Here is a 24041-nt window from a genome sequence, read left to right on the forward strand (position 1 = left end):
CTTATAACGCTAAACTCAGAAGCCAAACAGCAACCAATCCAGCAATTACTGAAATCGACATTGATCGAGTAAAGTACGCAATCACAATCACGATCAATGCTGCAATAATCCGTTCTGGATAACCGAATAGAGTAAAATGATAAGAGCCAGTTAAGAAGATCCCTTTTACAACCAGGGTCGCAAATAAACTAACTGGGACATATTTCATCCATTCATTAAACCATTCTGGGATTTTTCGCGTTGAGAAGAATAATCCTGGTAGATAACGGGGAATAAATGCCGCTAAAGCTGCCAAGATAATCACTATAATATGGTAAACGATTTTATTACTTAATAGTTGTTCCATGTCTAGCCCTCATCAGGATGTTTATCATCATGTTTTTTCTCTTCATGTTTCTCATCATGGTGTTCAACAACATCTTCAATCTTAGTTTCCAGTTTTTCAACTTCCTTAACTTCTTTTTGTTGAGCTTGTTTATCCTCGATCGTAGTCTTTGTGATCTTCGGCCTAAACATTTTTGTCAAGAACCAGTTCGAGTTTGGATGCTTACTATGGTGACGAACTGTATTTTCAATCAAGAATCCAACAAAGGAAGCAATTAAGGTTGCAATAATAATCCCAAGTGTACTTTTAGTCAATGCCTGGAAGTATGCACCAAGAACAGCTGCCAAGATGCCAATAACTAGGGTCAAGTGGTTTTGAACCTGCATTACGATCATATATAAGAATAAGGCCGTTAATGCAAAATCAACCACTTCAAGGTCAATCGAAATTGCACCACCGATCAAACCACCAACCATGTTTGAAGTCGACCATGCTGCAAGTGAATAATACTCCACTAACAACGCGTCATCGGGATCCCATTTCTTATCAGTTGCAAACTTCATATAGTTAACAGCATAATTTTCATCGTTCATTGATGCAGAAAAGATGAGGATGAAACGTGCTGATTTATCCTTAATATATTTAGATAAACTCGATCCTAACAATACATATCGTAACTCTAAGAAGAAAAGTGAGATAAAGATAGTCCCTAATGGAGCGTTACTTGCTAATAACGATGCCAGAATAAATTGTGCCCCACCAGAGAACACTAATACCGACACCAATAAAATCATTATAAAGTTTAAACCTGCTGCGTGTAGTAAGATTCCACAGGCCAATCCAATCGGAATATAACTAAGACATAATGGCATTGAGACACCAAGCACCTCAAGCCAGCGTGTCCTTTCTGGATTTATTTGTGCTTTAGCCACAGAATTTCCTCCAATAATTTGTATCTTTTATAATATCAAGTGACACAATGCTCTTTTAGTCTACCACATATAAAATTAGTTGAATATAATTGAAAAAGAAAAAAGTCTAAAATCAAATGATTTTAGACTTTTTTCTCATTTTTGGTTGGTTTCTTTAACTTCTTGTTTTAAAGGTAATGTAACAATAAATGCTGTTTCGTCTTCATTTGAAGTAACCTTGACGCTCCCATGATGAAGATCAACAATGCTTTTGACAATCGCTAAACCTAATCCCGTTCCACCAGTAGCTCGTGAACGGGAAGCTTCTGCGCGGTAGAAACGCTCAAATAGGTGGTCAAGTGCTTTTTCAGGAATTGGTGTACCATCATTAGCAACTTTGACGACCACCATATCATTTTCTTGCCGGGCATCGATCCGAATGTAACTTGCACCATTGCCATATTTAAAGGCATTTGAAACTAAATTATTAAAAACTCGACCAAGCTTCTCCGGATCCGCCTCAATCATTAAAGGATTAGGAATAACTGAGGAAGTAATTTCGATTCCGCGGTGCTGGGCTTCTAATTCAAAACTTGCCGTTAACTGTTCAATTAACTGGTTAAGATCGATTTTCATAATATTTACTGGTGCCCCATGTTGCTGAACTTTTGTATATTCAAACAAATCATCCACCAAGGTCTTCATTTGCTTAGCTTTCTCATAAGCAGTATGGGTGTATTTTAGAATATCTTCCTCACTACGATACTGCTTATCTTCAATCAATCCCAAGTAGCCAATAATACTAGTCAATGGCGTCCGTAAATCATGGCTCACATTAGTAATCAGTTCATCTTTTGACTTTTCAATCTTCCGTTCATCATCCATTGAACGCACCGCACTATCAACTAATGCATTTACACTAGTAATAACATGCTGTTGATTCCCTTTTAGCCGAAACGGAATCCGATGATCCAAATGTCCCTGCGCAATATAGTGTAATTCCGCGATAATATGATCCATTTGATAAAGGTGGTACCGGCGACGCAATCGCCACCATACCACCCACACATCAATAATTACTAAAAAGGCAATTAAGATCCGTTGATAGCTCCATATTTGTGCTTGAAGAGGGCCAATCTTCAATGATTGCTTAATCATAAAGATTCCATTGGTTACTCCCGGATTTGACTGAATGGCATCTTGAATAATTACGATAATCGCCATATTCAGCAATAACAATAAGATAACCGTTACTACCCCTTCTAAAATAAGCGAACTCTTTTCACGCCCCGTTAACTTCACAATTTTTCCTCCACATCCTTAAGGCTAGGCTTTAGTGGTCTTCCACCTTATAACCAACACCCCAAACAGTTTGAATAACCTTTTCACCGTTAGTTGCTTCTTCAATTTTATCCCGCAAATGACTCACGTGAACCATGACTGTTTTGGCTGATACGACACTTTCTTGTTGCCATACCCGCTCAAAAATGTCATCTGCTGAGAAAACACGATTAGGGTGACTGGCAAGTAAGTATAAGATACCAAATTCAAGGGCTGTTAATTGAATTACATCCCCTTTAATCGTCTTAACCTCGTGAGAATCTTTATTGATTAATAATGGACCAACATTAAGAATATCTGGTTGATCATTTGTCACTTCTCCTTGGCTCCGACGAAGTAATGATTTAACTCGTGCCATTACTTCAAGCGGATTAAATGGCTTAGTAACATAATCGTCCGCACCAGTGATTAAACCTTGTATCTTATCCATATCTGCCGTCTTAGCTGAAAGCACTAAAATTGGAATATCAGAATCTTTCCGCACCCGCTTAATTACATCCATTCCATCGATTTCTGGCATCATTAAGTCAAGAATAATCAGACCGATATCAGGATTAGTATTTAGCTTTGTCAACGCTTCTTTTCCGTCGTAAGCAGAAATTGGCTCATATCCTTCATTTCGGATGTAAATTTCAAGTAATTGAACAATTTCTTTATCATCATCAACAACTAGAATTTTCATAAGAGGTACTCCTTTTTGCAGCATAATATCCTATTGAATATTATAACTAACTATGCGAAAAAAGCGATCATTCTAGGATAGCCTTAACAAAAAGTTTACCCTCCATTATTTCTCGGGAAATAAAAACTGCTGTGACTATATCTTCATGAATAAAGCCATAGCAGTTCCTTATTAAATTAATTATTTATAGTTAGGTGCACTACGAGTAATTTGGACATCATGAGGATGTGACTCAATAAGTCCTGCATTAGTAATTTGGACAAATTGGGCTTTTTCGATCAATGTTGGAATATCACCAGCACCAACATAACCCATTCCTGAACGAAGGCCACCATCAATTTGGAAAACAATATCAGAAACATCGCCCTTGTATTCTACCCGAGCTTCAATACCTTCCGGAACAAGCTTATTAGCTTCATTTACCCCACCTTGGAAGTAACGGTCGGAGGAACCATGTGCTTGAGCCATTGCACCAACAGAACCCATTCCACGATAAGCCTTGTACTTCTTGCCATTGTCTTCAAAAACTTCGCCAGGTGCTTCCGTAGTACCAGAAAGCATACTACCAAGCATTACTGCATTACCACCAGCAGCAAGAGCTTTTACAACGTCACCAGAGTACTTAATACCTCCATCAGCAATAATTGGCTTGTTATATTCACGAGCAACACTAGCAGCGTCATAAATAGCAGTAATTTGCGGAACACCAACTCCAGCGACCACCCGAGTAGTACAAATTGAACCAGGACCGATACCAACTTTTACAACATCAACACCAGCATCAAACAAAGCGCGAGTAGCTTCACCAGTAGCAACATTACCGGCAATTAAAGTTGCGTCTGGGAAGTGTTCGCGAATTTCTGCGATCTTACGAAGAACACCTGCTGAATGTCCATGAGCTGTATCAATAACGATAGCATCTGCACCCGCCTTCAAAAGGGCTTCAGCACGTTCAAAAGTATCACTAGTAACCCCAACTGCTGCAGCAACTAATAAACGATTATTATCATCAACTGCAGCCTTAGTTGCTCCTGCAGGTACGACTACGCTCTTTACATTAGCTACTTCTCCTGCTTGGGCTTGGATTGACATGTTTTTGTGAACAACCCCTAAGCCACCTTGTAAGGCCATTGCAATCGCCATTGGTCCTTCAGTAACAGTATCCATTCCGGCACTAATCAACGGAATATGAAGCTTCAAATTATCAGCTAACTGTGTACTCAAGTCAACTTCATTTGGTAATACATGACTTTCAGCTGGAATAAGTAATACATCATCGAAGGTTAAGCCCTTCTTGGCAAATTTCGTGTCCCAATTTGACATCTGTAGTGCAACTCCTTTGATTTTTAATTAGGTATACTCTACTAGGATTTCGCACTGAGGTCAATCTAAATATTTAAATTAATTTAAAAAATTAACTAGGCTATTCGCACTCTCCTGATCAATAACCAATGTATTTGCATAACCAGCAGTTAAAACACCATGCACTGCTGGTACCTTAGCAACATTTGCTGCTACTAAAATACTGTGTTTTTTCTTTCGCAACTCTGGGAGCGCAATCCCAATTGTTCGTTGATTAATATCTTCATTTACTATCTGGCCCTTGCTATCAATGAAATGAGAGAAAACATCCCCTACCGCCTCATGTTGCAACGTTAATTGCTCCTGCTTGGTGAAATAACCTAATTTAAATAACAATGCTGAGTCACGTACTGTCCCCACTGTGAAAACAGCGATATTAGACTGCTCCCCTAATTTCAAAATATGTTTGATGTGGGTATCATTAGCAACTAATTCACGTGTCTTTGCATGATCAAAGATAACTGGTAACGGCAAATACTGTGGAACGGTATTAAAAGCATTGGCAAAGATATTAACCGTTTCAAACGCATAATTTCGCGTATTAGTATTTGCCATACTGCCTTTCATTTGAACAACAGTAATACCAGTAACGTCTTTAGGTTTCAAATGCAATCCTACTTGATAGACGGTTTTTCCCCAGCCTAAGCCAATAATGTCTTTATCTTCTACGACTTGTTCGATATATTTAGCACCCGCTGCGCCAACTTCTTCAAGTGGATCATCCGTGCCTGGAACAATAATAATTTTATGCAATGATGGATATTTAGCGAGTAAGTCTACTTCCAACTGGTGAAGCGGAGCAACCGGATTATGAATTTTAATGGTTACTAATCCTCGATCTCGACCAAATTGTAATAATCGTGACACTGTTGCCCGGGAAATATTTAGTTCAGTTGCAATATCGCTTTGGTTCCATCCATCACGATAATATAAGGTTGCTACTTTTAGCGCTAATTCAATCTTATTTTTATCATTCATCTAATTTCCCTCCTTTCCCCATATTAAAGAGGCTGAGAAAAAACTTTTGTTTTTTCAACAGCCTCGTTTTTTATACTAATATTGTTACGATATCGTGGAAATTAACCACAAGGCTCGAGGCTAAGTTCGAACGATAATCAACCCGTGCCGTGCTAATCACCGTTCTATCCTTAGCCCACCGCCTTGTCGAGAAGGTTAATTCCCACTCACTTTCATTATCTAAACCACATTTTATTATAAAATGCACTCTCTAACTTATGCAAGAAGTTACTTTCCAGCAATTGCCGTTTCAAGCGAAATATTAATCATATCATTAAATGTTCGTTCACGTTCTTCAGCGGTTGCTTTTTCGTCACCAAAGATTAAGTCACTAACAGTCAAAACTGAAAGTGCCCGGAAATGAAGCTTAGCCGCTAACAAGTAAAGTCCGGCAGATTCCATTTCTGTTCCTAAAATTCCATAGTCACGAAGCTTTTCCATATCAAGCTCATCATTGTAGAAACGATCGGCAGCAAAGATATCCCCAACTTTTGTTTCAATACCTAATTTACCAGCTACATGATAGGCAGTATCTAGCAACTTGAAATCAGCTAATGGTGCGTAATGGAATCCTGGTCCAAATGTATTTACCGTTACCGCTGAATCAGTTGAAGACCCTTGGGCAAGAAGAACATCGCGAACATGAACATCTGGAGCAATTCCGCCACAAGAACCAACCCGGATAATGGTTTTAACACCAAATTCGCGTACTAACTCATTAATATAAATTGACATCGAAGGAATTCCCATCCCAGATCCTTGTACTGAAATACGGTGACCCTTATATTCACCAGTATAACCAAAGGCATTCCGGACTGAATTTACTTGTTTAACATTTTTCAGGAAGTTTTCTGCAATATATTTTGCACGTAGCGGATCCCCTGGAAGTAATACAGTGTCTGCGTAATCACCCATTTTTGCATTAATATGTGTACTCATTGAAATATCCTCCTGTCTTTTTATTCAATAATTTCATGAATTAGCGTCGGTACTTTGCCATCATCGCTAATTTTAATACTTTCTCTTAATAACTGTTCTACGTCTGGAATTTCTTGGCGGTTACTATAGATAGTTAAAATTGGTTCGCCATCTTTAACATGGTCACCCAGTTTATGGTGCAATTCGATTCCTACACTATAGTCAAGGGTGTCATCTGCCTTTTGACGACCTCCACCTAATAACATGCTAGCAGTTCCAACTTCATCTGCTGAAAGCTTTGTCAATACGCCATCCCGATCAGCCTTGAAAGGAATCTTGTATTTAGCTTGCGGCATTAATTGGTAGTTATCAACAACAGCAGGATCTCCACCTTGTGCTTCTATCATTGCCGCAAACCTTTCCAGGGCTGATCCCTCCTGAATAGTTTGTTCTAACATCTTTCGTGCCTCAGTAGTATTTTGTGCTTTTTCACCCATTACAACCATATAACTACCAAGCGCCAAGACTAATTCAGTAAGATCTTTTGGTCCCTTTCCTTTTAAGACATCAATTGATTCTTCAATTTCAAGGGCATTACCAATTTTATTCCCAAGCGGCTGATTCATATCTGAGATTACTGCCATACACTTTAATCCTGCTTGTTTACCAATCTCAACTAACGCTTTAGCTAGTAGTCTTGATTGATCAAGCGTCTTCATAAAGGCACCAGTACCAGTTTTAACATCAATTACAAGCGCATCTGTTCCAGAAGCAATCTTCTTACTCATAATTGAACTAGCAATTAAAGGAATCGAGTCAACAGTATCAGTAACGTCCCGCAATCCATAAATTTTCTTATCTGCTGGCGCAACCTCACCAGTCGCACCTACAATTGCTAATTTTTCTTTAGCAACTTGATTAATGAATTCATCTTCAGAAAGTTCTACTCGAAATCCCGGAATTGCTTCTAACTTGTCAAGCGTGCCTCCTGTATGACCAAGGCCACGACCTGAAATCATCGGAACCGGAATTCCTGTAGCGGCGACCATTGCTGCAAGTGGCAAACTCACTTTATCACCAACACCACCTGTTGAATGTTTATCAACCTTAATTCCAGGGATTCGGCTCAAGTCTAATCGTTCACCAGACTCCATCATCTTCATTGTTAGGCTCGTCTGTTCTTCTTTGGTCATATCCTGGAAACAGATTGCCATAAGGAGAGCACTGATTTGATAGTCAGGAATCGTTCCATTAACGACGCCATCAACAAAGAATTGTAATTGCTCATCGCTTAGGACTCCGCCATTTCTTTTGGTGTCAATGATATCAACCATTCGCATCGTGTTTCGCCCCTTTCCTTAATTAATCGTTACTAATTTCCTTGTAGAAGCTGGTACCTTTTACTGGTTCAACGTTAAAGTTCTCTAAGATAGTTGCACCAAGGTCTGAGAATGTCTTCCGCAACCCAAGGGATTGATTTGGCTTGTTCATTGAAGGAGAGTAAACCAGCAATGGAACATTTTCACGAGTATGATCAGTTCCCTTAAAGCCAGGGTCATTACCGTGATCAGCAGTTACCATTAAAAGATCATCTGGCTTCATTTCATCAAGAACTTTGCCTAGACGCTTATCAAAGTCCATTAATGCTTGACCAAAGCCCTTTGGATTACGACGGTGACCGTACATTGCATCAAAATCAACCAAGTTTGTAAAGCAGAAACCGGTAAAGTCTTGCTTCATTACTTCATCAACATGATCCATTCCGTCCATGTTACTTTCGTTATGGTATCCTTTATCGATCCCTTCACCAGAGAAGATATCATTAATCTTACCAACACCAATTACATCGTACCCTGCTGCACGAAGACGATCCATATCAGTCTCACCAATTGGCTTCAAACTAAAGTCATGTCGATTAGCAGTCCGGGTAAAGTGATCTTTATCGGGACCAACATATGGACGGGCAATAATCCGACCAACAGTATATTCTGGACCATTAACAAGTGTCCGGGCATATTCACAAATCTTGTAGAGTTCCTCAACAGGAATAACATCTTCATGAGCAGCAATCTGCATTACTGAATCACCAGACGTGTAGAGAATTAATTCTCCGGTCTCCATTTGACGTTCACCATAGTCATGAATTACTTCTGTCCCTGAGTATGGCTTGTTAACAATAACCTTTCGTCCTGAGAATTTTTCAAGCTTATCAACAATTTCTTGTGGAAAACCATTAGGGAACGTTGACAATGGCTTCATTACTGGTAAACCCATCATTTCCCAGTGACCATCCATACTATCTTTTCCGGCAGAAATTTCTTCCATCTTACCGTAATCACCAATAGCTGGATCAGCAACTAGAACACCTTCAATCGGAGTATCACGTAAATTACTAATCCCTAATTTACCAAGGTTTGGTAACTTCAAGGCACCTTTGTAATACTCACCAACGTGGCCAAGCGTATCTGATCCAACATCATCAAACTTTGCGGCGTCATGAGCGGCACCTGTACCAACTGAGTCCATTACAATAACAAAAACACGTTTATATGACATTTTCTGACTCCTCCTATTTCTGTAAATTAAGATTAGTAATTAAACTTTATTCTTATTGTTTTGCGGCTTCTTCTAAGATTTGAACAGAAGCGGAAACACCTAAACGGTTAGCACCAGCTTCAATCATATCGTAAGCTTCTTGAAGGCTATGAATTCCACCAGCAGCCTTAATCTTAAAGTCTGGTCCAACAGCTTCACGCATAATCTTTACGTCGTCTACCTTGGCTCCTGAAGTTGAAAAACCAGTTGAAGTCTTAACAAAGTCAGCATCGCCTTTTACAGTAAGCTTACTTGCACGTGCTTTTTCTTCGTCAGTAAGAAGAGCATTTTCAATAATAACTTTAAGAAGTTTACCCTTTTCGTGAGTAGCATCAGCAACCGCCTTAATATCAGCAACAACCGCATCATCATTTCCCGCTTTTAATTCACCGATATTAATAACCATATCAATTTCATCGGCGCCATCTTCAATTGCTTGCTTAGTTTCAAAAACTTTGCTTTCTGTTGAAGTTGCCCCAAGAGGGAAGCCAATAACTGTACAAGTGTTAATGTCAGTACCTTCTAATCCTTCATGAACTCGCTTAACCCAGTAAGGATTAATACAAACTGAAGCTGTATTGTATTTACGAGCTTCTTCAACTGTCTTATCAATCATCTCTGGAGTAGCTTCTGGTTTAAGCATTGTGTGATCCATGTATTTTGCTAATTGTGCTTGCGTTAACTTCATAATAATATGATCTCCTCTCAACTTTGAATGCGTTTTCATAAGATTATGTTTATATCTTAACAATCTATTGAACATTTGTCCATAGATTTCCAGAAATTTATTTCAAAAAAGAGCAAAATAAAAGGGCGAGAAAAAATTTTCACCTTTTTCTCACCCTTATTTATTTTAATAAGATAACCTGGCAAATAGTTCCGTTGCTAAAATTATTTGCTGGTTAACGTCTTGGCGCACGATTACCATAAAGGGAACCTGTAACATGAAATTTGGACCTGAAGTACATATCCCCAATGAAAGTAATAACCCCAATGCCAATGTAGACCCATGGATTAAGTCGTGGGTTGATTACATTTGGCAACATACTTACAAGCATGTAAATAATCAACCAAGCTGCTAATCCAGCAACTATCAAAAGGATTCGTTGCCATAATGGCTTCTTACTTACCCGCTTACCGTTCTTATCAATTTGCGGTTGAACTTGGGTAGCCACATAACCAAAAATCAATCCTCCAGTGATCGCCACGATTAAGATTGCAGTAATACCACTGCTTCCAGCATTCTTTGTTTGCATTGCAGCTGGTGATAACCAGAACATTAAGCCAAACATAAAAGTAAAGATACTCAAGAAAATCAGCATATTATCAATTGCTAACAACTTAATTGATTGCTTACTTGCTTCAGCAGGGGTTGGCTTGGGGTTCTTCAATTCTTTAGCATATTCAGTTGGCGTACCAAATAATGCCCGCGCAGTTTGCCCCTTCTTTTGTCCTGCTAGCAATTTATCAATAGTTTCCTTTAGCATCGAGTCTTTCTTATCTGAAGGAACACCGAGACGATCCAACTGTTTATTTAATTGATACATAAAATCTTCATTTTTTCGTGTTAGATCATAGTTGCTAAAGGCATTCCCATTCGCTTGCCGCCGTTCTTTTTCTAATTGTTTTTGACGTTGACCAGCTTGTGCATTCCGTGGTTGTTCTTCACTCACTATAAAACTACTCCTCTCTTAGCTTCAGAAGTTTAAACGTTGAACCGGAATTCAACAATATCACCATCTTGCATTACATAATCTTTTCCTTCAAGACGGAGCTTCCCCGCTTCCTTTACTGCTGATTCAGAACCTAATTCATCAAGATCTTCAAAGCTCATTACTTCTGCTCGGATAAATCCTCGTTCGAAATCAGAGTGAATAATTCCTGCTGCTTGTGGAGCCTTTGTGCCCTTCTTATAAGTCCAGGCCCGCGTTTCAGGACCACCGGCAGTAAAGAATGTTTCAAGACCCAAGAGCTTGTAGGCTGCCCGAATCAACCGGTTCAACCCTGGTTCAGTAACGCCTTCCATTTCAAGGAAATCCGCTTTATCTGCTTCATCCATTTCGGCAATTTGTTCTTCAGCAGCTGCTGCAACGCCAATAACTTCTCCGTCATCTTTTACGTGTTCTTTAATTGCATCCATGTATTTGTTGCTATCTGGATCTGCCATATCTTCTTCAGCAATGTTAGCAACGTATAAGACTGGCTTACTTGTTAACAAGAAAAGCCCTTTGACAATCTTTTGTTCATCATCGCTAAAGTCAATTGAGCGAACACCCTTGCCATCTTCAAGAACTGGCTTAATCTTATTGAGTACTTCTAATTCCGCTAAAGCATCCTTATCACGACCCTTAGCAGCCCGCTGTACTTTTGCCAAGCGCTTATTAACAGCATCTAAGTCAGCCATTACTAATTCCAAGTTGATAGTATCGATATCTTCAATTGGATCCACTTTACCAGAAACACTAGTAATATCATTATCATCAAATGCCCGCACAACATGAACAATTGCATCAGTTTGCCGAATATTTTCCAAGAACTTGTTTCCTAGTCCTTCACCTTTACTAGCACCCTTAACAATTCCGGCAATATCGGTAAATTCAAAGGTAGTTGGGACGATCTTCTTCGCTGGAATTAATTCCTGGATCCGGTCAAGGCGACTATCTGGAACTTCAACCATCCCCACATTGGGATCGATTGTTGCGAATGGGTAGTTAGCCATTTCGGCACCAGCTTTAGTAATTGCGTTAAAAAGTGTTGACTTACCAACGTTTGGCAAGCCAACGATTCCTGCAGTTAATGACATAAATTGTTCACTTTCCTTTTCAATTAATCATTTATTATTTTAATCTACAATTAGTTATTTGTGATCATCAATCATTAAAAATATTAATCATCTTGATCCGCTTTTTCGATAACCTTTTTTAATCCCTTATCAAATTTTTGACGGGTCATCATGACAATATGACCACATCCTTGGCATTCAATTTTAATATCTGCACCCACTCGTGTAATCTTCCAGCGGTTAGTTCCACACGGGTGAGCCTTTTTCATCATTACAATGTCACCTTTATCATATGCTGTCATGAGTTATTCCTCCTTAATCTAAGGTTATATTTAATAATTCAAGAATTCGAGTAAAGTCTTCATTTGACGTATAAGGTATTTCGATCTTTCCTGCGCCTTTTTTCCGACTTTGCGCGACAGCAACTTTTGTACCAAATTTACTCTGCAACTGTGATTCAGCTTCTCGAATATAGATTGGTTTTCGTTGTGTCCGCCGTTCTTCTTTCTTTTTGGCCGTTCCATTAGTCTGCGTTACAATCTCTTCCAATTGTCGCACTGTAAGATTTTGTTCGACAGCTCGTTGGGCAAGCGGAACAAGTTTTGTCTTATCTTTTAAACCGAGAATTGTCCGTGCTTGACCCATCGATAGTTTGCCAGTATTAAGAAACTCTTTGATCATTTTTGGTAACCCTAGTAATCGCAAGTAATTGGCAATATAAGGCCGACTCTTTCCTAATCTGCTTGCCACCTGTGCCTGCGTTAATGATAATTTATCCATTAACATCTGATAGGCTTGCGCTTCTTCAAGTGGTGTAAGGTCTTCACGTTGAAGATTTTCGAGAACCGCGATTTCCATCATCTGGTCATCGCTCATCTTACGCACAATTGCTGGGATAGTTTTCTGTTTGGCGATCTTAGAAGCTCTAAACCGTCGCTCCCCAGCGATTAGCTCATAACGGTTAATTTTTGGATCCATTTGCCGCAGAATAATTGGTTGAAACACCCCTGATTTTTCAATCGATGAAGCTAACTCTGCCAACGCCTCTTTATCAAACGTTCGCCGCGGTTGATAGGGATTAGGATGAATTAACGATAACTTGATATCTTGAACCGTTTCATCCGCAAGCTCAGTTACTTCATTTTCCGCAAAGAGGGCCTCAATACCTCGACCAAGCCCACCTTTTTTATTCTTTGCCATGGTTAGCCAACACTTCCTTTGCTAATTGTTGGTAGACGTGTGCCCCCGTTGAATTTTTATCATAATCAATAATTGCTAAGCCGTGACTTGGTGCCTCTGATAAACGGACATTACGAGGGATAATCGTATCATAAACCTGGTCACCAAAAAACTTTTTGACCTCAGAATTTACCTGTTGTCCAAGATTTGTGCGCCGGTCAAACATTGTCAAAAGAACCCCTTCAATCTTAAGTTGCGGATTGAAGTGTTTACGAACAAGCTTGATGGTATTTAAAAGCTGACTTAAACCTTCCAATGCATAGTATTCACTTTGGACAGGAATCAGAATTGAGTCACAAGCAGTAAATGCATTAATCGTCAGGAGCCCCAGGGATGGTGGACAATCGATTAAAATAAAATCATATTCTTGACGAATTTCCCCAAAAGAATCCTTAAGCCGTGTTTCTCGGGCCATTAAATTAGTTAATTCTACTTCAGCCCCAGATAAGGCAATCGTCGTTGGAGCAATGTCAACTCCCTCGTGACTTGTCTTTTGAATAACATCCTCTAATGGCACTTCATTAATTAAAACATCATAAATACTTTGCTTAATATTCTGTTTTTCAACGCCCAAACCACTCGTTGCATTTCCTTGAGGATCAAGATCAATTAATAAGACGCGCTGGCCAGTCTCAGCTAAGCATGCACCCAAATTAACACTCGTTGTTGTTTTACCAACACCGCCTTTTTGATTTGCAAGGGCAATTACAGAACCCATTTTTTGGCCTCCCTACTGTTTCTTCGGAATCTCAATTGTTAATTGATAAGTATCGCCGTTTTCCTTCTCATGCATTTTAATTTCAAAGCCTTCATTTGTCGCCAACTTAATTGACTTTTTAATCGTATTTAAAGCTAAACGCGCATCATTAGCCTGCTGAGTTTTTTTGCTTCGGGCCTTCTTAGCTGTCTTTCGTTTAGGAGAGCGCCTCTTTTCTGCAGGCTTTTCTACTGGTACCTCTTCAACGTCTGCTGTTTCTTCAGCATGATCCTCAATAGAAGCTAATTCTTTGCGCTTAGCGGCTGCTTTTAATTCTGCAATTCCTGAAGGTAACGGACGCCCTAATAAGCGAGCAACTTCATCTTCTGTCTGCCGAACTGTTAACCGTTCATTAACAATCCGCATTAACATATCACGTTGTTGTTTTTCATCTAAATCTAATAATGCTCGACCATGACGTTCCGTAATCCGGTGGTCTAAAATAGCTGTTTGAACAGGGGTTATCAGGCGAAGCAACCGTAATTTATTGGCAACAAAGGACTGACTCTTCCCCATTCCCTTTGCTAATTGCGATTGGGTAAGATGGTTCAGATCCATTAATTGTCGGTAGGCCTGCGCTTCTTCGACTGAACTCAATTGCGACCGTTGCAGATTTTCAATGAGGGCAAGTGAAGCCGTCTCTTGATCACTCATCTTTTCAATGATCGCTGGCGCTTTTTCCCACTTCAAGAGCTTCATCGCCCGGTATCGACGTTCCCCAGCAATAATCTCATATTTTGCTGGTTCGTATTCACGTAAAACAATTGGTTGTAACAACCCATGTTCGTCAATTGTTTGTGCTAATTCACGGATACCGTCTTGATCAAATACCTTCCGTGGCTGGTAACGATTAGGAATAATTTGATCAATTTTTACTTCTACGACCTTATTTTTTGTATTATCGGAATTATTTTTTCCAATACCAAATAATGAAAAAGCCATACTTTCAACTCCTTATCTTACTGAATTGGTTTTTTGCTTGGTAAGCCTGGACGACGTGGGTATTTCTTAGGGGTCGCCTTTATCTTATCAATCATAATAATATTACGTTCTTCATCAGTTCCCGGTAAAGTCAATGTCACCGTTTTTTGCACTTTTCCACCAAGTTGTTTAATTGCTGTCCCGCCCTGTTGAAGTTCTTCAGGAGCCGCACTTGCCTTATAAGCAATAAATTCGCCACCAACTTTAACAGCTGGCAAGCATAATTCGCTTAAAACTGATAGGCGGGCAACTGCGCGGGCGGTAACGATATCAAATTTCTCACGATATGGACTGTTCTTGGCACTAAAAGTTTCTGCCCGATCATGGATCAATGTAACGTCGGTTAAACCGAGCTTGGCAACTAAGTCTTCAAGAAAAGCAATCCGCTTATTTAACGAATCGACAATCGTTAACTTTAATTGCGGAAAAGCGATCTTCAACGGTAAGGAAGGAAAGCCGGCACCAGCACCGATATCACATAATGTCAGTTCTTCGCTTTCTAAGCGTGGTTCAGCAAACGCTCCTGTAATTGAGTCATAAAAATGCTTTAAATACACTTCATCCTTTTCAGTAATTCGTGTCAAATTTACATGTTCATTAGTTTCAACTAATAATTGATAATAGTCAGCAAATTGTTGCATTTGTTCTGCTAATAAGGTGATACCATGATCAGCTAATGCTTGTTGAAATTGTTCAGGATTCATTTATTAGGTCTCCTTTCGTGAAACATTTTTTGTTTCACGTTCTCTACTACTGTACCGTAATTTTGCCATTGTTGCAACCGGATTACGTGAAAATTGGAGCGCAAAATAAGGGAGCAAGATATCAGTCACGAACGACTTTTATCTTGCTCCCTTTTCTAAGTCTTCAATACTTAATCTTAATGCTTCAGAAAATCTGGATCCATGAAGGCCGGATGGGGATAATTATAAAATCCTTGTCCCGATTCTTTTCCTTCGTGCCCTTCTTGAATCATTTGTTCCATCTTATCGGCAATTTCTTTATGACTTTCATCCTTAGTCTGGGCATAGGCATTCCGTTCAATTTGCGCTGCCGTCCGTAAACCAACCATATCTAAAATACCAAATGGTCCCATTGGTGCACCTGTCGAAATCATCCAATCCTTATCAATCATCGCTGGATCAGCAACTCCTTTAGCCCATAAGCTAAGACCAGATGCAAGTAACGGAATCAAAAGCGAATTCAGAATATAGCCGTGTTGTTCTTTATTAAGGATAACAGGAACCATCTTTATTTCCCGAGCAAACTTTGTAGCTTCTTCAATCACCTCTGGACTTGTTTGGGAGGTACCCATAATTTCGACCACATTAAATTTCCAAATTTGGTTAGCAAAGTGCATATTAAGAAATTTTTCTGGCCGATCAGTATAAGGAGCTAGTTGGCTAGGGATAAATGTAGAGGAGTTGCTAGCAAAGATTGTTTTTTCAGGGGCTAATCCTGAAACCTCTTCGTAAAACTGCTCCTTTAATTCTAACGATTCTGGTAATGCTTCAATCATTAAATCAGCATCTTTAACCGCGGTCGCAACATCATCAGTAATTACTTTAATATTATCAAAACCCTGTTGAAATTCCTTATCAGTCAAATGCAAGTCACGTTCATAATCACTTTTCAGTGCCTTAATCCGTCGTTCAGCGGTATCAATATGGTGATTATATACGCTGACATTAAAGCCGGATAAAGCCGTTTGATATGCAATCTGACTACCCAATACACCAGCGCCAGCAATCATAATATTCTTCATTTTACATTTCCTCCTTACTTTAACTACTGTTATTATATCGTAAAGCGCTTACACGAGAAAGTAATAAAAAGAGCCGAAAGCAAGCTCTCAGCTCCCAGTATCTTATTTCATTTTGCTTACTTCTTCTAAGAACCACTTATTGAAGTATTCAGCATCAATGTCTAAGCAAACTTTTGCGTTGGTCTTACCATCATGATAAGCAGCACGAATGTCACCAACAGTAGCACCGATGGCCGGACCATCCGTTTGAATATCAACCCACATATCCTTTGTAGTAAATGCTTCTGGATGAAGAAGGTAGAAGATAGTATTAACATCGTGCATTGGACGACCTTGATCATTACCATCATTATAGTGCGTAATTAATCCATGCAACATTTCACCAGTCTTATTAAGGCTACCGAGTTTTTCAATTGTATCAGCAGTCAAGAGCGCCTTTAAGGTAACATCCAATCCAACAGTTACAATTGGAACACCTGCATTGTACATAATTTTAGCAGCGTCTGGGTCGGTGAAGACGTTAAATTCGGCAGCACTGGTCATGTTACCGCCAGAGAACGAACCACCCATCGCAACGATTTGCTTAATGTGGCTCTTTACTTCTGGGTATTCGCTAAAGAGTAGTGCAATGTTAGTGTATGAACCAGTTGGAACCAGGATGACTTCATCTTCAGCCATGATTGCGTCATGAAGTGCTTCAACAGCAGTCTTATCAAGTGGCTTACCATAATCGTCACCAAAGTCATAACCAGGCATTCCTGATTCACCATGAATTCGGGCAGCATCTTCAAAAGGCTTAATCAATGGTTGCTTGGCACCCGCGGCAACTGGAATATCCTTACCGAAGAAGTGAATAATCTTCAAAGCGTTAGCAGTGGTTTTATCAGCAGTAACGTTACCGGCAACTGTTGTAACTAATTTTAAATCTAATGATGGGGCATTAATAGCCATCGTTAAAGCAGCTGCGTCATCAATACCTGGGTCAGTATCCATAATAATCTTTGTAGTCATAATTTTATCTCCTTTTTATCATGCAAGCGTTTTCGGATTTAATGTTGAAAAAAGCAGCCTTGCCAGCTGCTTTTTTATTTCTACCAAACAAAGAGACCAACAAATGCGGCTGATAATAATGAAACCAAAATACCAGAAAGCATTAAGTAACCAATGTTTGAAGCAATGTAATCGTTGTTTTCCTTGTCAACTAATCCTTTGAAGGCACCAATAATCATACCTAAAGTACCGAAGTTGGCAAATGAAGTTAAGAAGACAGTCAAGACAGCCCGCAAGTGAGGTGCGTAACTGTTGATTTCACCAGTAACTTTACCCATAACAACGAATTCGTTAGTAATCAATTTCATACCCATATCTTGGGAAAGCATCCATGCTTGGTGAACAGGTAAACCAAGTAACCATGAGAATGGGAACATGATAACACCTAAGATACTTTCAAGTGAAAGGTCCTTCCAGAACAATGCTAAGATAGCATCGATCAAGGCTGCCAAAGCAACGAAGGCAACAACGTTAGCAATGATGATAAGGATTAACTTACCAGCACCTAGAATTGAGTCTCCCAAGAAACTGAAGAATGGTTCACGCTTATCAGAGTCAACTTCAGCACCAACCTTTTCGATGGTGTCATCTTCAGCTGGAACCTTAACAGGGTTTAACATACTTACAGCAATCAATGAGTTAATAATGTTAATTGGAACAGCAGTCAGAATATATTGTCCTGGCATCATTTCAATATATGCACCAAGAATTGAAGCAGTAACACAAGACATTGACATCATGGCAATCGTCAAATTACGTTCCTTGTTCATGGCACGTAATTGCATACCAGAAACAGCCAAAACTTCAGTGTTACCTAAGAACATCATTTCTACAGCAAAGAATGATTCAAACTTAGGTTCACCAGTAATGAATGAAAGTCCACGTCCGATCCACTTAATAATCCATGGTAATACACCAATGTAGTTTAAGATATCGAACAATGGAACAATCATAAGGATTGGCATCAATGCAGAACAAATGAAGTTAAGGTTCTTTGGTGTGTACCAATCACCTAATGCAAACACAGTTCCTTTTGCAGAGACGTTAACAATCCAAGCAAAACCATCAGCGGCCGCTTTAACCCCAGCACGACCAGCTGCTGAACTTACAAGGAACCATGCTAAAAGTAAGTTCAATACTACCATGATTCCTACAGTCTTCCAGTTGATTTCCTTTCGATTCTTGGAGAAAAGCCATCCAATTCCAAGAAAGACAATCAACCCAATAATGTTGATAATAAGATACATAGACATGGCTGTGTACCCTCCTTAAATAGAATATTCGTTAACAGCCGTTCCAAATTAAGATACTATAATTGCAATTGTGGCGAGTTAACTATTTAAGAATATCTTTAAATTTGCTTCCTGTAAAGCGCTATTTTGTAGACAATTTGTGAATTTTTATCATTTTTTAAATTATAATTTTACAATTCGCTCATTTTATTAACTTTTCAACTTCCGGAAATTTCACAAAAATTTTTAGAACTTATGAAAACGCTGTCATATGTTAACAAAAAGAAACGGAAAGTTACACGTAGCAAATCGTCTTTGCTATGTGTCTTTCCGTCGCCCCTGCCAAGGTTTTCTATTATACTCAATTAAAATCAATTGAGCAAATGTTCAAATATTTAGAGAAGTAATTTACAGTTTCACTAACTTTAGTATTTCCCAGGAAATAACATAAAATATTTAGGGTTTAAACTGGCAGAAGCCCGGGACGTTTATCAAAATAACATTCCGGGCTTCTCAACCATGAAGAAGTGGGAAGAAAGGCCGAGTATTATTATTTTTAATTTTTGGTAGGGGAACTTAAGCTTATCATTATAGGTTCGTTGTAGATATAGCCACTAATTACTTTTAGCTAACATACTTTTTACGGAAACTAAAGCGTTTCATGTAGAGTGGGGTGTTGGTATTTTCATGCAAAAAGTCTAATTAACGTACTTCAAAGTAGTTTTATTATGAGAAGATGTTTGTTAAATTCGGCCTTCTATCTTTCCACACTTTCAGTATAATCCCTCCCCCAACAAAAAGACAATTAAACTGCGTCTCACCGGGATTTAGATCTCCTCCAACTATTAAACAAAACCTTCTTTTCTATTACTTTTTATCACTCTCTTAAACTAATAATTATCAAATGCAAAAGAAAAGAGACTCAAAATTTTCGAGCCTCTGCCAAGTTTTTAATTTTTCTTCTTCAAAAATCCATAACCATAAGTAAGCAATGCAAAAATGATAATTGAAAGGATTAATGGAATTCGTGTTGAATCAATAAAGAGCAAAATCACTAGAACTGCCAAGAAGAAAATAATTGTTAACCAACTAGTAATCGGATATCCTGGCATTCTGAAATTCGTAACTCCCTTTGGATTCTGCCGCCGGAACTTAATATGTGCAACCAAAATAATAATCCACGTAAAAATAAAGGTAATTGTTGAAATTCCAGCAATCACATCAAATATTCCAGCTGGCATAATATAATTCAAGATAACTGTGATAAAAAGAATCAATGAAGAGAAAGTTAATGCATGATTAGGAACTGCCTTCGCGCTTAATTCACCAAAACGTTTTGGTGCGTTCCCGCTTCGAGCTAATGAGTAGAGGGAACGACTAGTACTAAAGATCGCACTGTTAGTTGCAGACATTGCAGCCGTTAAAACCACAAAGTTTAAAATCGCAGCTGCTCCTGGAACACCGATTGCCGTAAACACTTGAACAAACGGGCTAGAAGTAGTCTTAATATGGAACCATGGATAAATTGACATCATCGCAATCATTGATCCGATATAGAATAAACCAATACGGACTGGTAAGGTATTAATCGCCTTCGGAATATCTTTATCTGGATCCTTAGTTTCTCCAGCTGTCAAACCGACCATTTCAATTCCCACAAAGGCAAAAACTACCATTTGGAAAGACATTAAAAAGCCCATCGGACCAGTAGGGAAAAAGCCACCCTGGTTAACTAGGTTTGAAAGAGTTACTGGCCGCCCTTCGACATGACCATGCATCACAAGTAAAACCGCGCCAACTGCTATTAAGGCTAAAATTGCAATCACCTTAATCATGGAGAACCAACTTTCTAGTTCACCAAACACCCCAACGTTTACCATGTTTACTAACATCAATAAAATAACAATAATTAATGGACCAACCCATTGTGGTAAATTAGGGAACCAATATTTCAAGTAAATACCAGTAGCAGTAAGGTCTGCCATTGCTAATGTTAGCCAACATGCCCAGTACATCCATCCAGCAACAAATTCCATTCGGTCACCAAGATATTCCTTAACCGAATCAATAAATGAATGTTTTGAAGTATCAGCTAAAATAAGTTCCCCTAACGCCCGCATCATAAAGAAGCAAAAGATACCGACGATCAGGTATGAAAGAATGATTGAAGGACCTGCTTGGTGAATGGCTGTTCCTGATCCAAGAAAAAGACCGGTCCCAATAGCTCCACCAATAGCAATCATCGTCACGTGACGACTTTTAAGCGATCGTTCTAACTTCTGTTGTTGTTTTTCGTCCATAATATGCCTCCTTAAAAATTTAGTTAATAACAAAAACGTTTTCTTAAACAAATAAAAACGTCCCTGGTAATCATCTACCAGGGACGTTTTTTAACGCGGTTCCACCCATCTTTATAGTTCACATTTGCGAACTACCTCTCAGTTGATAAGGAAACCACTCCATTTCAAACGCTCATGCCATTTAATTGGATCCAGCTTTCAGCAAATGCTAGATTCTCTGTCAACCAATTATTAGAAGTTACTCATTATTATAATGATTATCCTAACTTTGTCAAATTTAAATTGCTAAAAGTCAGTCGATAATTAAACATTTAGCACTTTATCCAAGAAATTCTTCGTATCTGGATATTGTGGATTATCAAAAATCTCTTCTGGGGTGCCTTGTTCCCGAATATCACCATTATGGAAGAACAACACCCGATCAGCAACTTGCTTAGCAAATCCCATTTCGTGAGTTACCACGATCATGGTCATTCCCTCTTGCGCTAACCGTTTCATTACTTCCAAAACATCCCCTACCATTTCAGGGTCAAGAGCACTCGTTGGTTCATCAAAGAGCATTACATCTGGTTTCATTGCAAGGGCACGGGCAATCGCTACCCTTTGCTTTTGACCTCCAGAGAGCTTGGTTGGATCCGCTCCTGCTTTATCAGCTAGTCCAACTAAATCAAGATAATGCATTGCGCCCTTTTCTGCCTCTTCCTTGGTCATCTTGCCAAGTTGAACAGGCGCCAAAGTGATATTCTCCAAAACATTCATATTTGGAAAGAGATTAAAGTGCTGAAAAACCATTCCGATATTTTCCCGAACCTTATTAATATTTACTTGTGGATCAGCAATATCGTAGCCATCAATATAAATATGACCGCTATTTGGTTCCTCAAGCTTATTAATGCAACGAAGGAAGGTACTTTTACCCGATCCTGATGGTCCAATCATACAAACCACCTCATTGGGTTTTACGTCCAAGCTAATACCCTTCAGCACCTCATTACTTCCATAACTTTTGTGCAGATTCTTTACTTGTACTTTATAGTTTTTATCCATATTAACCCATCCTCTTTTGTACGTAGTTTGATAACCAAGTCAACAGGGTAATGATGATGATATACATCGTCCCAATGATTAACCACATCTTAAATCCTTCCATGTTCTGGGAAATGATAACAGTCCCCGTTTGTGTAAGTTCCATTACACCGATTGCGGAAAGAATTGAAGTATCTTTCAAGGTAATAATAAACTGGTTAACTAACGAAGGAATCATTAACTTAAATCCTTGGGGAGCAATAACCTTAATCAAGGCTTTGCTATATGGCAACCCTAAGCTCCGCGCTGCTTCCCACTGTCCAATATTAACGGATTCAAATCCACCTTTAACAATGGCTCCAATATAGGCCCCTTCGTTAAAAGTCAAGGTTAAGATTCCTGCCAAGAATAATGGAACTTTATGACCAATAACATTGGGAATCCCCATGTAAATAAAGAAGGCCAAAACAATCATTGGAATACCACGGAAGATATAAATCAGGGTACTAGAAACAGCATTGGCAAATTTGTTTTGTGCAATACCTAATACACCTAGAATTACTCCAAAAATCATCGCAAAAATAATGCCGACAACGGTTAATTCAATTGTCATCCATAATCCACGAAGCAAGGCTGGATAATTGGCGCGGATTAATCCCAAAATTGTCCGATCAGTCGCGCTGTCCTTCGTTGTTTTGTCACTCTTAGTATATTTATCAATGATTTGATCCATTTGGCCAGTATCTTTTAGCCACTTAATCCCATCATTCATCTTTTTCTGTAATTCTAAGTTCTTGCCCTTTTGGTATCCAACGGCAACTGGTTGTGTATCAATTTGCTTCTTTGTCACAACCTTAAGTGGAACACCTTCTTTAATTCCGTATTCAAGAACAGGGCCATCATCAAAAGTAGCTGCTGTGTTCCCAGTCTTCACATCATTCCACATCGTATTTGAGGAATCAAAGTAGCGAATTTTGTAACCATATTTCTTTTGGTTGTTCTTCAAAAATAATGCCGCACTCGTTCCTGACTTTGCCGAAACTGTTTTGCCTTTTAATTGGCTCATCGACTTAATATTGCTATCTTTTGCAACAGCCATAACAACCCCACTAGTATAGTAAGGTGTTGAAAAATCATACTTTTCTTTTCGTTCATCAGTAACACTCATGCCGGCAATTACTGCATCAACTTGTCCTGATTCAAGAGCTTGTAAGTCACCATTAAAGCTCATTGGCTTCAGTTCATACTTAAAATGCTCATGCTTGGCAATTTTCTTAAGCATTTCAATTTCAATCCCAGGATTCTTTCCTGAGTACCCACCTTTACTATCTTGAATTTCAAAAGGTTCAAAGGTGTTATTAGTTGCAAACGTATAAGTCGGTTCGGCAGCAGATACCTGCTGAGGTTCGACCATTTGCCACCCCACTACAATTCCAAGAACTGCAACAATGATGATGATCATATTTTTTATCTTGCTGCTATGCATCTGCACCGACTCCTTTTTAATTAAATTTTAACGTTGATACTACTTTATCATCGCCAGAAAACAAAATAAATATTCTTCATCAAAGTTTGTGTTTATCCAAGCTGTCAGCGTTTTAAACAATGATTTTTAAAGATAACAACCAACAATAAGTTAATTTTATTAAGTATAATTTATTTATTTTTCGCTTTTTCTTAGATTTTTTTAATCATAACCACCCGTCAAACGGGTGGTTTGCACATCGGCTATAAGTCGATAATAAAAGCCGGCGTCTC

The 24041-nt window shown here is 38.9% G+C and carries 23 protein-coding genes; all 23 read right to left on the bottom strand.

All coding sequences use genetic code 11. The features are described 5' to 3' along the window. Position 1: 1 nt before the first annotated feature. On the bottom strand, positions 2-346 hold the full coding sequence (locus AACL61_RS07725) for an AzlD domain-containing protein (protein WP_102816132.1): 345 nt from the start codon (positions 344-346) through the stop codon (positions 2-4). A gap of 2 nt (positions 347-348) precedes the next feature. Next, positions 349-1257 carry an AzlC family ABC transporter permease gene (locus AACL61_RS07730; RefSeq protein ID WP_102816133.1) on the bottom strand — a complete coding sequence of 303 codons (909 nt, stop codon included), beginning with the start codon at positions 1255-1257 and terminating at the stop codon, positions 349-351. Positions 1258-1392: 135 nt separating this feature from the next. Continuing rightward, entirely contained in the window at positions 1393-2538 is a 1146-nt protein-coding gene (locus AACL61_RS07735) for a sensor histidine kinase (protein WP_003670350.1), read from the bottom strand. Positions 2539-2569: 31 nt separating this feature from the next. Further along, positions 2570-3259, bottom strand: coding sequence for a response regulator transcription factor CroR (gene croR / locus AACL61_RS07740; protein WP_003665397.1), 690 nt, complete (start codon positions 3257-3259; stop codon positions 2570-2572). Between the two features lie 180 nt (positions 3260-3439). After that, entirely contained in the window at positions 3440-4582 is a 1143-nt protein-coding gene (gene guaB / locus AACL61_RS07745; protein WP_003669685.1) for an IMP dehydrogenase, read from the bottom strand. A 78-nt stretch (positions 4583-4660) separates the two neighbouring features. Next, positions 4661-5599: a DNA-binding transcriptional repressor DeoR gene (locus tag AACL61_RS07750; protein WP_102816134.1), complete on the bottom strand. Its 939-nt coding sequence runs from the start codon at positions 5597-5599 to the stop codon at positions 4661-4663. A gap of 267 nt (positions 5600-5866) precedes the next feature. Further along, the gene (gene deoD / locus AACL61_RS07755; RefSeq protein ID WP_102816135.1) at positions 5867-6577 is read right to left on the bottom strand and encodes a purine-nucleoside phosphorylase; all 711 of its coding nucleotides are present in this window, start codon (positions 6575-6577) and stop codon (positions 5867-5869) included. 20 nt (positions 6578-6597) lie between these two features. Next, positions 6598-7896 carry a pyrimidine-nucleoside phosphorylase gene (locus tag AACL61_RS07760; RefSeq protein WP_102816136.1) on the bottom strand — a complete coding sequence of 433 codons (1299 nt, stop codon included), beginning with the start codon at positions 7894-7896 and terminating at the stop codon, positions 6598-6600. 22 nt (positions 7897-7918) lie between these two features. Next, complete coding sequence (locus tag AACL61_RS07765) at positions 7919-9112, bottom strand: phosphopentomutase (protein WP_003670340.1); 1194 nt, start codon at positions 9110-9112, stop codon at positions 7919-7921. A 52-nt stretch (positions 9113-9164) separates the two neighbouring features. Continuing rightward, positions 9165-9839, bottom strand: coding sequence for a deoxyribose-phosphate aldolase (gene deoC, locus AACL61_RS07770; protein ID WP_003665386.1), 675 nt, complete (start codon positions 9837-9839; stop codon positions 9165-9167). A gap of 214 nt (positions 9840-10053) precedes the next feature. Next, on the bottom strand, positions 10054-10824 hold the full coding sequence (locus AACL61_RS07775) for a DUF1129 domain-containing protein (protein ID WP_003669675.1): 771 nt from the start codon (positions 10822-10824) through the stop codon (positions 10054-10056). A 32-nt stretch (positions 10825-10856) separates the two neighbouring features. Continuing rightward, positions 10857-11954, bottom strand: coding sequence for a redox-regulated ATPase YchF (gene ychF, locus AACL61_RS07780; RefSeq protein ID WP_003670336.1), 1098 nt, complete (start codon positions 11952-11954; stop codon positions 10857-10859). An 83-nt stretch (positions 11955-12037) separates the two neighbouring features. After that, on the bottom strand, positions 12038-12235 hold the full coding sequence (locus tag AACL61_RS07785) for a DUF951 domain-containing protein (protein ID WP_003670334.1): 198 nt from the start codon (positions 12233-12235) through the stop codon (positions 12038-12040). 13 nt (positions 12236-12248) lie between these two features. Next, entirely contained in the window at positions 12249-13133 is an 885-nt protein-coding gene (locus tag AACL61_RS07790) for a ParB/RepB/Spo0J family partition protein (protein WP_102816137.1), read from the bottom strand. After that, entirely contained in the window at positions 13120-13890 is a 771-nt protein-coding gene (locus AACL61_RS07795; protein ID WP_085679917.1) for a ParA family protein, read from the bottom strand. The genes AACL61_RS07790 and AACL61_RS07795 overlap by 14 nt, the downstream gene beginning before the upstream one ends. A gap of 12 nt (positions 13891-13902) precedes the next feature. Further along, complete coding sequence (locus tag AACL61_RS07800) at positions 13903-14871, bottom strand: nucleoid occlusion protein (RefSeq protein ID WP_339111202.1); 969 nt, start codon at positions 14869-14871, stop codon at positions 13903-13905. 17 nt (positions 14872-14888) lie between these two features. Beyond that, entirely contained in the window at positions 14889-15614 is a 726-nt protein-coding gene (gene rsmG, locus AACL61_RS07805; RefSeq protein ID WP_102816139.1) for a 16S rRNA (guanine(527)-N(7))-methyltransferase RsmG, read from the bottom strand. 176 nt (positions 15615-15790) lie between these two features. Further along, the gene (locus tag AACL61_RS07810) at positions 15791-16675 is read right to left on the bottom strand and encodes a 3-hydroxyacyl-CoA dehydrogenase (protein WP_102816140.1); all 885 of its coding nucleotides are present in this window, start codon (positions 16673-16675) and stop codon (positions 15791-15793) included. A gap of 102 nt (positions 16676-16777) precedes the next feature. Beyond that, positions 16778-17686, bottom strand: a complete 909-nt coding sequence (rihC, locus tag AACL61_RS07815; RefSeq protein ID WP_102816141.1) for a ribonucleoside hydrolase RihC — start codon at positions 17684-17686, stop codon at positions 16778-16780. 80 nt (positions 17687-17766) lie between these two features. Then, a complete protein-coding gene (locus AACL61_RS07820; RefSeq protein WP_102816145.1) occupies positions 17767-18972 on the bottom strand; it encodes a NupC/NupG family nucleoside CNT transporter in 1206 nt (401 codons plus the stop codon). A 935-nt stretch (positions 18973-19907) separates the two neighbouring features. Further along, positions 19908-21257, bottom strand: a complete 1350-nt coding sequence (locus tag AACL61_RS07825; RefSeq protein ID WP_102816142.1) for an amino acid permease — start codon at positions 21255-21257, stop codon at positions 19908-19910. A 303-nt stretch (positions 21258-21560) separates the two neighbouring features. Beyond that, entirely contained in the window at positions 21561-22304 is a 744-nt protein-coding gene (locus AACL61_RS07830) for an amino acid ABC transporter ATP-binding protein (RefSeq protein ID WP_339111203.1), read from the bottom strand. 1 nt (position 22305) lies between these two features. Further along, positions 22306-23769, bottom strand: a complete 1464-nt coding sequence (locus AACL61_RS07835) for an ABC transporter substrate-binding protein/permease (RefSeq protein WP_339111204.1) — start codon at positions 23767-23769, stop codon at positions 22306-22308. Between the last annotated feature and the right edge of the window lie 272 nt (positions 23770-24041).

This window comes from Limosilactobacillus reuteri subsp. porcinus, assembly GCF_036621895.1.
GTDB lineage: Bacteria > Bacillota > Bacilli > Lactobacillales > Lactobacillaceae > Limosilactobacillus > Limosilactobacillus reuteri_J.